The 11,439-nt window shown below is 68.3% G+C and carries 14 protein-coding genes; 2 read left to right on the top strand and 12 right to left on the bottom strand.

Annotated elements, in window-relative coordinates; all coding sequences use genetic code 11:
* The 7 genes from D7X55_RS44820 to D7X55_RS26350 form a co-directional block, all read right to left on the bottom strand.
* On the bottom strand, window positions 1–145 hold a 145-nt coding region (locus D7X55_RS44820; RefSeq protein WP_147470210.1), incomplete at its 3' end, for a thioesterase family protein.
* Window positions 146–184: 39 nt separating this feature from the next.
* The gene (locus D7X55_RS26375; protein WP_120552276.1) at window positions 185–550 is read right to left on the bottom strand and encodes a holo-ACP synthase; all 366 of its coding nucleotides are present in this window, start codon (window positions 548–550) and stop codon (window positions 185–187) included.
* Window positions 550–1,509, bottom strand: coding sequence for a ferritin-like domain-containing protein (locus D7X55_RS26370; RefSeq protein WP_121724507.1), 960 nt, complete (start codon window positions 1,507–1,509; stop codon window positions 550–552). Before D7X55_RS26370 ends, D7X55_RS26375 begins: the two co-directional genes overlap by 1 nt.
* A complete protein-coding gene (locus D7X55_RS26365; RefSeq protein WP_120552274.1) occupies window positions 1,506–1,802 on the bottom strand; it encodes a hypothetical protein in 297 nt (98 codons plus the stop codon). Before D7X55_RS26365 ends, D7X55_RS26370 begins: the two co-directional genes overlap by 4 nt.
* 148 nt (window positions 1,803–1,950) lie before the next feature.
* Window positions 1,951–3,129, bottom strand: coding sequence for a CaiB/BaiF CoA-transferase family protein (locus D7X55_RS26360; RefSeq protein ID WP_120552273.1), 1,179 nt, complete (start codon window positions 3,127–3,129; stop codon window positions 1,951–1,953).
* 91 nt (window positions 3,130–3,220) lie between these two features.
* Window positions 3,221–3,550 (bottom strand): SCP2 sterol-binding domain-containing protein, encoded by a 330-nt coding sequence (locus tag D7X55_RS26355; protein WP_120552272.1) that lies wholly within the window; start codon window positions 3,548–3,550, stop codon window positions 3,221–3,223.
* 100 nt (window positions 3,551–3,650) lie between these two features.
* Window positions 3,651–4,025, bottom strand: coding sequence for a response regulator (locus D7X55_RS26350; protein ID WP_120552271.1), 375 nt, complete (start codon window positions 4,023–4,025; stop codon window positions 3,651–3,653).
* A gap of 200 nt (window positions 4,026–4,225) precedes the next feature.
* Here D7X55_RS26350 and D7X55_RS26345 point away from each other — a divergent pair, with 200 nt between their 5' ends.
* Together D7X55_RS26345 and D7X55_RS26340 are read left to right on the top strand one after the other, a co-directional pair.
* Window positions 4,226–5,287, top strand: coding sequence for a sensor histidine kinase KdpD (locus tag D7X55_RS26345; protein WP_120552270.1), 1,062 nt, complete (start codon window positions 4,226–4,228; stop codon window positions 5,285–5,287).
* A gap of 78 nt (window positions 5,288–5,365) precedes the next feature.
* Window positions 5,366–5,602 (top strand): twin-arginine translocase TatA/TatE family subunit, encoded by a 237-nt coding sequence (locus tag D7X55_RS26340; protein WP_120552269.1) that lies wholly within the window; start codon window positions 5,366–5,368, stop codon window positions 5,600–5,602.
* A gap of 86 nt (window positions 5,603–5,688) precedes the next feature.
* On the opposite strand, the gene D7X55_RS26335 is transcribed toward D7X55_RS26340, so the two are convergent.
* From D7X55_RS26335 to folE, 5 genes are all read right to left on the bottom strand, one after another.
* Window positions 5,689–7,557, bottom strand: a complete 1,869-nt coding sequence (locus D7X55_RS26335; protein WP_120552268.1) for a long-chain fatty acid--CoA ligase — start codon at window positions 7,555–7,557, stop codon at window positions 5,689–5,691.
* Entirely contained in the window at window positions 7,554–8,294 is a 741-nt protein-coding gene (locus D7X55_RS26330) for a tetratricopeptide repeat protein (RefSeq protein ID WP_120552267.1), read from the bottom strand. Before D7X55_RS26330 ends, D7X55_RS26335 begins: the two co-directional genes overlap by 4 nt.
* Window positions 8,295–8,441: 147 nt before the next feature.
* Window positions 8,442–9,182 (bottom strand): RNA polymerase sigma factor RpoD/SigA, encoded by a 741-nt coding sequence (locus D7X55_RS26325; protein WP_120552266.1) that lies wholly within the window; start codon window positions 9,180–9,182, stop codon window positions 8,442–8,444.
* Window positions 9,183–9,412: 230 nt separating this feature from the next.
* Entirely contained in the window at window positions 9,413–10,840 is a 1,428-nt protein-coding gene (locus D7X55_RS26320) for an FAD-binding oxidoreductase (protein ID WP_121724508.1), read from the bottom strand.
* Window positions 10,837–11,439 (bottom strand): GTP cyclohydrolase I (gene folE, locus D7X55_RS26315; RefSeq protein WP_233610075.1); only part of this gene is annotated, 603 nt, incomplete at its 5' end. The genes folE and D7X55_RS26320, both read right to left, overlap by 4 nt.

Here is an 11,439-nt window from a genome sequence, read left to right as displayed (position 1 = left end):
CCCCGCGCGTCAGCCCCTGCCGCTCCAACCAGGCCCAGCGGCCTGCCTCCAGGTACTCCAGCGTGGTGGCGTTGTTCACGTGCCCCAGGGTGTCCAGGTCGTTGGGACGCACGCGCAGCGTGAGAGACGACTCTTCGAAGTGCACGGGGGATGTCCTTCTGGCTGCCGGGGGAGGACAGCGACTTCAGGGGGACGGCGCGCGCGTCACGAGAACCACCGTCGAGACGAACCCGCCGCTATGGGACAGCGATACGGCGACCTGCAGGCCCTCGCGCGCCAGGTGCGCCGCGAGCGTGCCGTGAAACCGGAAGCGCGGCGCGTGCCGGGCGTCATGGACGAGCTCCGCGTCCGTCCAGAACCACCCTTCCACGGCGGGCAGCGCCTTGAAGAGGGCCTCCTTCGCGCTGAAGCCCGCCGCCAGGCTCTCCACCGGGTTCGCCGCGCGCTCGAAGTGGGCGAGCTCCGCGGCGGTGAAGAAGACGTCCGGCTCCCGCAGCGCCCTGGCGGCCTCCAGCTCCGAGATGGCCTGGAGGTCGTGGCCCAGGCCCATCAACACCCGACGAGTTCCATCCAGGTGTCCTCCACCTCCTCGCGCGAGTTCACCGTGAGGCCGGTGATGCGCTTGAGGGCGTGGAAGATGAGCTGCTCCTTCTTGCGCAGCGCGTCCGGCGCGTAGAAGCCCTCGCGGTGCTCCAGCTGATCCCACCAGTTGACGTGGGTGTCGCGATCCTCCACGCGCTCGCGCTTGCTGCCGTGCAGCTCACCGCCGTCGCGCAGGAACAGGTGCGCCACCGCGAACGCCTCCTTCGCCTGGTACGCCCCGCTGTCCACCAGCGCCTTGGCGAAGGCGATGAAGTAGTTCATGTGCTGCACTTCGTCCGCGGCCACCTGCTTGAAGAGCGCGCGCAGGCCCGGGTCCTGGACCATCTGCGAGCACTGGCCGTAGTCCACCGCCGCCACCACCTCGGAGATGGACAAGAGCGTGAGCGTGCGCAGCATGTCGTCGTCGGGGAACACCTTGCGGAACTCGATGAAGGTGGCGTCGCTGATGGGCTCCAGCTTGAGCACCGTGGACAGGCGGTTGAACGCCGTCTCGTGGTGCGCCTCCTCCTCGTTCCAGTAGCGGCTCCACGTGCCGCACGCCTGCATGATGGCGGCGACGGTGGGGTTCTGCTCCTGCCACCGGCGGCACTCCACGTCCGCCAGCCGCTCCAGCCGGTCCGCGCCCGGCTTCGTCGTCAGCTCCGCCCGCCCGGCGTTCCACACCAGGTGCCGGTCGGACTCGCTCATGCGCGAGAAGTCCACGCTGGAGAGCATCTCCACCACGCTCCAGCGCCGGGATTCGTGCAGCCGCTGCTGCTCCCAGGTGATGTCCACCAGCGACAGGCCGCGCTGCGTGAGGGCTTCGTACAGCTCCGCCATGATGGCCGGGCGGCCTTCACGCGGGAGGGAGTGGGGGGTGGCGACGGTCTCTTCTTCGTGCTCGAGGCTGCGCGCCAGGACACTCATGCGGACTTGCGCTCCGGGTTCGTGACTTCGCCCATGAACACCGACAGGACCTTGGACACCGGCGTATCCAGCGACAGCGCGGGCAGCCGGACCCGCAGTCCAAAATCCTTGCGCAGCCCGTTGGACGTCCGGGCAAAGGCCTCCATCAAATCCACGCTGTTGGTCATGCGCTCGGAGCGGGTAATCAGCTCCGAGAGCGTCAGGTCCTCGGCGAACAGCTCCGCCTCCGTCAGGCCTACGTGCTCTGCGAACTTCCTTCGGATGTATGACTCGAGCTCCTGCGCGTCGGGCACGGGGGACCTTCCTTCCCAGGGCTTGAAAGTCGATTTCCCAGTCAGAAAACAGGAAAGATCTAACTGTGGCTCCGGAGCTGTCAATCAGCAACGGGTCACTTTGGATCCGTGTGCGAACCCGCCTTCGCAGGTCCGATTCACACGGCATTCATGCAATGAGGCGCGAGATTTCCTCAGCGGTGAAACCCGCATCCTCCAGGATGACGCGCGAGTGCTGTCCGAGCGCCGGCGGTGGACGCAGCGCGACGTCGCCCATGCGCAGCGGCGTGAGCAGGTGCGTGACGCGCATGCCGCGCTGCGCATCGTCCGTGTCCACGAAGAGGCCGCGTGCGCGCAGCTGCGGATCCGCGAGCACCTCGTCACCTTCCGACACCGGCTCCACGCAGAACTCCGGGCCACGGAGCTGCTCGCGCCAGTGCGACAGCGGCTGGCTCGCGAAGATGCGGGTGAGCTCCGACTTCACGCGCGCGCTGGCTTCACCGCCAGAGTACGCGTCATCCAGCAGCTCCGGCCGGCCCAGCTTCGCGCTGAGCGCGCCGAAGAACTTGGGCTCCAGCGCGCCCACCGCCAGCCAGCGGTCATCCGCGGTGCGGTACAGGCCGTAGCTGGGATAGCCGCCGTTGAGGGGTTCGCTTCCGCGCGCGAGCGGCGCGCCCTCCTGCCCCATGAACAGGCGCGAGGCCAGGTGCAGGTGGAGGAAGGCCAGCGCGCCGTCCGTCATGGACACGTCCACGAAGCGGCCCACGCCGGTGCGCTCGCGCTCGTGCAGCGCGGCCAGGATGCCCACCAGCGCGAAGAGGCTGCCGCCGCCGATGTCCGCCACCTGCACGCCCGGGAAGGCGGGCGCGCCGCCGGCCTCGCCGCCGTAGCCCAGCAGGCCCGCGCGGGCCACGTAGTTCAGGTCATGCCCCGCCTTGAGCCGGTCCGGCCCCGTCTGGCCGTAGCCGGAGATGGCGCAATAGATCAGCCGGGGGTTCTTCTGGCGCAGCACCGCCTCCCCCAGGCCCAGCTTGTCCATGACGCCGGGGCGGAAGCTCTCCACCAGCACGTCGTAGCGCGAGACGAGGCGCAGGAGCGCGTCGCGGCCTTCCGGCGACTTGAGGTTCAGCGCGAGCGAGCGCTTGTTGCGGTGCAGCCCGTAGTAGAGCGCGCCCTCCCCGTCCCGGTGCGGCGGCATGTGGCGGGTGGCGTCCCCCACGTCCGGGTCCTCCACGGTGTCCACGGTGGCGCCCAGGTCCGCCAGCACCAGCGTCGCGTAGGGGCCGGGCAGCAGGCGTGACAGGTCCAACACGCGCAGGCCCGCGAGGGGGGAGGACGGCTCGGACATTCGAGGGGGCTCCAGGGGGAGGTGGAGACATGCGGACGGCGCGTCCCCACGAGGGGTGACGCGCCGCCGGTGCGACACGCTACGGAGAGGCTCAGCTCAGCAGCTTCGCCAGCTTCATGGCGAGGCCCATGTCCATCGGCTTGAACTTGAGCTTGCCCGACATGGCGGCCATCTGCGGGTTGAGCTTGCCCTCGCGGATCTTCACGAAGTCCTCGTTGCTGACGGAGACCGTCATCTTGGACGCGCCGTTGAGGCCCTCGGACACCCAGCCATCCTCCTTGGTGGTGTCCAGGGTCCACTTGCCGCCGCCGTCGCCGGAGACGTCGAAGTGGATGATGGCGTTGATCTCCTTCGCCAGCTCCGGCTTCGCCTTCAGCTTCTCCGGGATCTGCCCCTCGATGATGTCCTTCGCGCTCGCCATGATTCGCTCCTTCAGCGTTCAGCGTTGATTGGTGAATCAGTCCTGCGCGGACCGTAGTGTCGCCCCACGGTGGGGTCAAGCACGGCCACCGCCGGAGTGCTCAGACGCGCGAGGTGTCCGCCGAGGGATTCAGGGACTGTCGCACCATCGACAGCAGGTCGTTCAGCTCGAAGGGCTTGGCCAGGTGTCCCATGGCGCCAATGTCCTTCGCCTTGCTGCCGACGTTGCGGTCCGCGCTGAGGACGATGATGGGGATGGCAGCGAAGTCCGGCTTCTGGCGCATGCGCTGGGCGAACTCCCAGCCGTCCATCACCGGCATCATCAGGTCCAGGAGGATGAGGTGCGGAGGGTCCGGCTCCAGGCGCTCCAGGGCCTCCTTGCCGTTGCGGGCCCGGCGGATCTCGAAGCCTTCGGCCTCGAGGATCTCCGAAAGCGCTTCGAGGATGTCGGGATCATCGTCCACGACGAGCACCACGGGTGCTCCAGAATGCTGTGCGTTGAGCGAGGTCAGAGGTGTCTCCCCGATGCCGCTGCCGTGGGCCGATCTTTCATCATCACTGGCCCTACGGGTGCAAGAAATCAAGGGCCGTCCGCGCGAAGCGGGAGCCCGTTGCAAAACCGACAGTCACTGCCCACCCTTCCGTTGATTCGAGGCACGGCCCGGGGAGGTTGCGCGTGACGTGGTTGGGGGAGACACCTGGAGGCAACGAAGCCGCGCCGGGGCTCGCGCTCATGCCCCGTCAGGGGACGCCCCGCCTGCTCGGCCCCCTGCTCCTGGACTACCTGGGATTGGAGGCCCTGCCACCCGCACCGGGCGTATCAGGCATTGACGGGCTGATGGCCGCCGCGGGCTTCCGCCGCAAGGACGGCGAGCGGAATCTCTGGGAGCGCGAGGAGCGCACCCTGCTGGTGGGCGAGGAGTCCCTGGAGGATGGCGGCCGCCTGGTGTGGGCGCTGCCGGTGCCCTGGAGTCTGGGCCAGGCGTCCGTGGGGCAGGTGTCGCAGGCCGCCCCCGCCAGCGAGCGCGTGGCGGACCGCGTGCGCTACCTGTCGCTCGCGTCGCACGACCTGCGCGGCTCGCTGGCCAACATCCGCTCGTACGCGGCGCTGCTGCTCAACGGCCGCATCCCGCTGGAGCCCAAGGCGCAGCGCGGGCTGGAGACCATCCTGCGCAACGCGGACCGGGCGCTCTCCTTCGCCCAGGACTTCTTCGACTCCAGCCGCGCGGACCTGGGCGCGCTGGCGTGTGAGCGCGAGCGCCAGGCGCTGTTGCCCATCCTGGACGCCGCGGTGGAGCGCATGCGGGCCGCGGCCACCGCCTCCAACGTGGAGGTGGTGCTGGACACGCTGCCGGAGCTGCCCGACGTCCAGGTGGACGCGGGCCGCATCCAGCACGCGGTGGAGGCCTTCGCCCACCACCTGCTCTCCCGCGCGCAGCCGGGGGAGTCCCTGCATGTGCGCGCCGAGCGCCTGGGTCATCAGGTGCGGGTGGAGGTGCGCCGCGAGGGGGCCATCCATCCAGAAGAGGACATCACCACCGTCTTCCAGTGCGAGGAGCGCGCCTTCCGGGAGCGCAAGCTGGAGGATCCGCTGCGCATCTTCCTGGCCCGCCAGGAGGTGGAGGCCCACGGAGGCCAGGTGGGCGCCCAGGCGGACGCGGGCGGCACCACCCTCTTCCTCACGCTGCCCTTATCCCTGTCAGAGGAACTCGGGCATCCAGCGGGCTGGCAGGCATGAGGCCAGAAAGCGGGAGTTGCTAGCGCGACCCACCTCCCACCGGTATGCTCCCCCGCGTTTTTCGCGAGGAGCGAAGCCATGGGATTGAAGCTTCCTGAGATTCTTCTGATTTTCGCGGCGCTGCTGCTGTTGTTCGGCGGCTCGCGGTTGCCTCAGCTCGGCTCGTCCCTGGGCAGCGCGCTCCGAAACTTCAAGCGCGGCTTCTCCAGCGACGAGGAGAAGGACGAGGCTTCCGACAAGAAGGCCGGCACGCTGTCCGCGTCCACCACCGTGGACAAGGACGTGGCCGCCAAGGCCCCCAGCCACAACGCCTGATTCCTTCACCTTCACTGCCCGGACACCCATGACGCCCGTACCGTGACCGCTCGAAAGCGGCCATGGACGGGCGTCGGGCGTTTACGTCAGTCCATCACCTTCGCGCCTTCGTACATGGCGTCGATGGTCTTGAGGTACTTCTGGCTGGCGACCTTGCGCTTCACCTTGAGGGTGGGCGTGAGCTCACCGGTCTCCTGCGTGAAGTCCGCCTCCATCACGGCGATCTTCTTGATGCTGGAGTACGGGGGGATCTCCGCGTTCACCTTCTTGATGATCTCCTCGACGGCCGCCTTGATCTCCGGCCGCTGGGAGTTCTGCGCGTAGGTGCCCACCGGGATGCCCTTCTCCTCCAGCAGCTTCTTGGCCGGATCCTCGGACACGGTGATCAGCGCCACCAGGAAGGGGCGCTTGTCGCCGTAGACCATGGCCTGGCTGATGAGCGGGAAGGTCTTGAGCGTGTTCTCGATGTTCTGCGGCGCCACGTTCTTGCCGCCCGCGGTGACGATGATGTCCTTCTTGCGGTCGGTGATGCGCAGGTAGTTGTCGGAGTCCACCTCGCCGATGTCACCGGTGTGGAACCAGCCGTCCGGCTCCAGCACCTCCGCGGTGGCGGCGGGGTTCTTGTAGTAGCCCTTCATCACGCAGGGGCCACGCACGAGAATCTCACCGTCCGCGGCGATCTTGATCTCCGTGCCGGGCACGGGCGGACCCACGGTGCCGATCTTGATCTTCTCCACCCGGTTGGCGTTGCACGGAGCGCTCGTCTCCGTGAGGCCGTAGCCCTCCAGCACCTTGAGGTCGAGCAGGTCGAAGAAGTAGGCGATCTTCCGCGACAGCGGCGCGCCGCCGGAGATGAAGATGCGCATGTTGCCGCCCAGCTTCTCGTCCAGCGTCTTGCGCACCTTGGAGAAGACGAGCTTCTTGGCCAGGCTGAACTGGAGCGAGCTGTACTCGCGGCCCTGACCCTTGGCCTCGGCGTACTCGTCGAACAGGCCGAAGGCCCACTTGAAGAGCTTGCCCTTCACGCCGGGGGCCGCGGAGCCGTTGGCCACGACGTTGTTGTAGACCTTCTCGAACACGCGCGGCACGGACGGCAGCACCGTGGGGCGCGTCTCCGCCAGGTTCGCGAGCAGCTTGTCCACCGACTCCGCGATGATGAGGCGGAAGCCCATGGACAGCCACGCGGCCTTCACCACCTGGGCGAACACGTGCGCCAGGGGCAGGAAGAGCATGACGGAGTCGTCCGGCTTCATCATGCCCATGGCCTGGGTGGCCTTCGCTTCGTAGGCCCAGTTGCCGTGGGTGAGGATGACGCCCTTCGGGTCACCCGTGGTGCCGGAGGTGTAGACGAGCATGTTGGTCTCGTCCAACTTCACCTGCGACACGCGCTCGGTGAACGCGGACTCTGCGGCCTGGGGGATGCCCTTGCCGGAGGCCACCATGTCCGCGAGCGACATCTCCTTGTCGCCGGAGATGGGCCCCTCGAAGACGACGATCTTCTGCAGCGAGGGGATGTCCCCCAGCTTGGAGCGCACGCGCGACAGGCGTCCGGCCTGCTTGGCGTCCTTCTCGTCGTTGTCGACGAGCAGCAGCTTCGTCTCCGAGTGGTTCAGGACGTAGCGGCACTCATCCGGCGTGTTGGAGCCATAGATGGGCACCGTGATGGCCTGGGCCGCGCTGATGGCCAGGTCCGCGATGATCCACTGCAGGCTGGTATTGGCGAAGATGGCCACCCGGTCCCCGGGCTGGACGCCCTGGGCGATGAGGCCCGCCGCCTGCGCCTTCACGTCCTCCAGCACCTGCGCGAACGTGACGTCCTGCCAGCGCCCGTCCTTCTTGTGCGTCACGCCTACCTTGGAGGCGTTCTGGGCCCGCTGAACGAGCAACTGGACGAGGTTCTGCTCCTGCGTCCCGCCCGCCGCGGGAGCCGTCGTGACCTGACTCTCTGCCCTCACTTGAGCTCCTCCTGGATGTCGGCATCCACCTTCTTGGCCCACTGCTGCACGCGCTGCCCCTCCGCGGGGTTGTACGCGGTGCTTCCCTGCTTGACCTTCTCGATGGCCGCGCTCGCGTCCTTCGCCTTGCCGTCCTTCAGCAACGTCTCGGCCAGGTAGTAGTGCGCGCGCAGCGACTGCGGAAACCTGGCGATGGCCTTCTGGTAGTACTCGGCGGACTTGCCCAGGTCGCGCTTGGGCCAGGGCAGCTCATAGAAGTAACGCCCCTTCACCAGCCAGGGACCGCCGTACTCGTACGTGGCGTCGATCTTCAGCGCGGTGTCCAGGCGCTCGTTGAACTTGCCCTCCAGCCCGTCGCCCAGCGCCTTCATGATGCCCACGGCCTGCGAATAGGAGCCGATGCCGCAGGCGGCGAAGTAGTAGCCCTCCACGCGCGCCGGCTGGAGCTTCGCGGCCAGGTCCCCGGCCTCCCAGGTCTGCTTGCCCAGGACCATCTTGAGCTTCTTCTCCGTGGCGCCGTCCGCCTGCCACTGGAGGATGCGCGCCTTGCGCCACGCCAGGTCGAAGTCGTCCGGCGCGGCCTTCAGCGCTTCGGACACCTGCTTGTCCAGCGCCTTCGCGGACTCCGCGTCATTGCGCTTTGCGTACAACGCGTCGAGTTGGTCGAGCAGCGCGGGATCCGCGGCGTGTGCCGGGACGGCCCAAAGCACCCAAAGGGCAAGCAATTTCAAGCGCATCGAAAAGCCTTAGCACGCACGCTCGCCTACCATCAACCGAACGTACCAGACGCAGCGCGGCAAAAACGAAGACGGGACCGGCAAGGTGCGAACACCCCGCCAGGTCCCGTCGGCGACGCAACAGAAGCTGCCTTCCTGCTTGCCGCTTCAGGCCGCGTCGGCCGTGGCGGTGTGCTCCTCGTTCTCGTTGAAGGCGATGAGGTAGCGCTCCAGGAAGTTCTTCGTCTTCAGCTCCACCTGGCGAACGCGCTCGCGCGACACGCCCCAGCGCTGGCCCAGCTCCTCCAGCGTCAGCGGCTTGTCCTGCGTGAGGCGCTCCGTGAGGATGTCCCAGCCCAGGTCGCCAATGCGCTTGCGCACCTTCTGCAGGGCCTCCTGGATTTCGGTGTCCTGCTCGCGGGAGAGGAACGACTCCTGCGGCGAGGGACCGCCGTCCTCCAGCCGGTCGAGGAAGGTCGTCTCGCCCTCCTCGTCGATGGTGGCGTCCAGCGAGAAGTCCACCATGCTGCCGCGCTCCGCCTCGCCGCCGCGCACCTGGCTGCGGTTGTCCTTCAGGTAGCGGGTGATGTAGGCGCGGATCCACCACACGGCATAGGTGGCGAAGCGCACGTTCTTCTTCGGGTCGAAGTGCTCGATGGCCTTCATGAGGCCGACGTTGCCTTCCTGGATGAGGTCGTCCAGGCGGGCCCCGCGGTTGGCGAACTTCTTCGCCACGGCGACCACGAAAGCGAGGTTGGAGCTGGCGAGCGTCTGTCGGGCGCTCTCGTCACCCTTGCGGGCCTGGCGGGCCAGCTCGTACTCCTGTTCACGCGTGAGCTGCTGGTGGCCGCCCAGGTGACGCAGGTAATGCGAAAGGCCCTCTGCCGCGAACTTCGTCGAGTTGGCCATGATTTCCCGTCCTTCCGTTCGTAACTGCCGGACGCGATGAATCCCCCGACGAACCGCGTCCATCTGTCACTAGGACGCGCAACGACGGAAAGGGTTTCTCATTCCTTCCAAGAAGGGCATTTCGACCGCCTACCCTTGTCAAAAGGCCGTCACGTCCTCGCACTTCCGGGCCTTTGGAAGCACGCGACGCGGCGGGTGGGACAGCACCTACGTTTCCGGCCACGAAGGCTTCAACGCTTGGGCGCGGGGAAGATTTTCTCGGGGTTGAGAAGACCTGATGGATCAAAAAAGGTCTTCAGCCCGCGCTGCAGCTCCAGCAGCGCGGGCTCCTGCTCCAGCGCCAGATATTCCCGCTTCGCGTGCCCCACGCCGTGCTCACCGGTGATGGTGCCGCCCAGCTCCACGGTGAGCATCAGCATGCGCTTCAGCGCCTCGTCCACGAGGGGGCGCTGGGCAGGGCCGTCGTAGAGGATGTTGGCGTGCAGGTTGCCGTCGCCCGCATGGCCATAGGTGGCCACGGTGAGGCCCAGCTCGGCGCCCATCATCTTCAGCCGCTCGATGATTTCGGGAATTTTCGAGCGGGGCACCACGATGTCCTCGGAAATCTTGGCGGGCTTGAGCGCGCGCAGCGCGGGCGAAATCACGCGGCGCGCGGCCCACAGCTTCTCGCGCTGGCTGTCGTCCTGGGCCACCAGGGTCTCGGTGGCGCCGTGCCGGGTGCAGAGGTCCCCCAACATCTGGAGCTCCGCGAGGACGCCTTCCGGGGTGTTGCCGTCGACCTCGGCGATGAGGGCGGCGCCCGCGCCCGGAGGGAACTGGAAGCTGCCCCGGTGCACGATGGCCTGCACGGCGACCTCGTCGATGAGCTCCAGGCAGCGCGGCAGGATGCCGGCGGCGAGCACCGCGGACACGCCCCGCGCCGCGTCCAATACGGAGGGGAAGACCACCAGCGCGGTCATCACCTGGCGGGGCAGCGGAATCAGCTGCACCGTGATTTCGGTGGCCACGCCCAGCGTGCCCTCGGAGCCGACGAAGAGCCCCACCAGGTCATAGCCGGCCACGCCCTTGATGGTGCGCCGGCCCACGCGCAGCACCTCGCCATCCGGCATCACCCACTCCAGGCCGATGACGTAGTCGCGCGTGACGCCGTACTTCAATGCACGCGGGCCGCCGGCGTTCTCCGCCACGTTGCCGCCCAGGGTGCAGAACTCCCACGAGTTCGGGTCCGGTGGATAGAAGAGCCCCTGCGCCTCCACCGCCTTCATCAGGTCGCCCGTCACCACGCCGGGCTCCACCACCGCGGTGAGGTCCTCCCTGGAGATGGAGCGGATGCGGTTCATGCGCTCCAGGCTCACCGCCATGCCGCCCCTCAAGGGCAGCGACCCGCCGCTCTTGCCGCTGCGCGCGCCACAGGGGGTGAAGGGCACGCCGTGCGCCTGGCACGCCTTGAAGATGGCGGACACCTGCGCCGTCGTCTCCGGCAGCAGGACGGCGTCGGGGCGGTACACGCCGCTGTCGGACTCGTCGCGCGCGTAGGCGTCGAGCGTGGCCTCGTCGCGCTTCACCTGACCTTCGGACAGCACGCCCGCCAGGGCCTCCAGCACCTGCGTCACGCGCTCGGGCGCCACGCGTTCGAAGGTCCGGGCGGCGGGGTTCATCGGCCTGCCCCCGCGCGCGCGCCCAGGCGGGCCCATAGCTCGCGGCGCAGGGGGCCGTCCTTGCGCAGGCGTCCTTCATAGGCCTCCGCGTGGGTGACGGCGTCGCGCTGGTGGTCGGCCCTCAGCCGCAGGCAGGCCTGCTCAGCCTCCAGGATGCAGGCGGTGGCGGGGCTGCCGAGCACGCGGGCGAGCGAGCGCGCCACCTGCCGGGCCAGGTCCTCCTGGAGGATGAGCCGGTGCGCGAAGAGGTCCACCAGCGCGCCAATGCGCCCGAAGCCCACCACGCGAGAGCCCGGCACGTAGGCCACGTGCGCGCGGCCGGTGAAGGGCAGCAGGTGGTGCGGGCACATGGAGTGGAAGCGCAGGTCCGTCACGACCACGAGCTCTCCAGAGGAGTCCGCGGGCGCGGGGTAGGTCTTCCCGAGCGCCTCCTCGGGCGTGCGGCTGTAGCCATCAAGGAAGCCGTTCGCCCACACGTCGGCCACGCGCGTGGGCGTGTCCACCAGGTTCACGTCCGTCAGGTCGAGCCCGGCGGCGGTGAGGAAGTCGCGGACGGCCCGGGCCATGGCGGCGGGGTCCGGGCGCACGGCGCGAGGGGC

This window comes from Corallococcus sp. AB049A (genome assembly GCF_003668885.1).
Taxonomy (GTDB): domain Bacteria; phylum Myxococcota; class Myxococcia; order Myxococcales; family Myxococcaceae; genus Corallococcus; species Corallococcus interemptor.
Note: the sequence above shows the minus strand (reverse complement) of the source record. Positions and strands in the feature narration are given on the sequence as shown.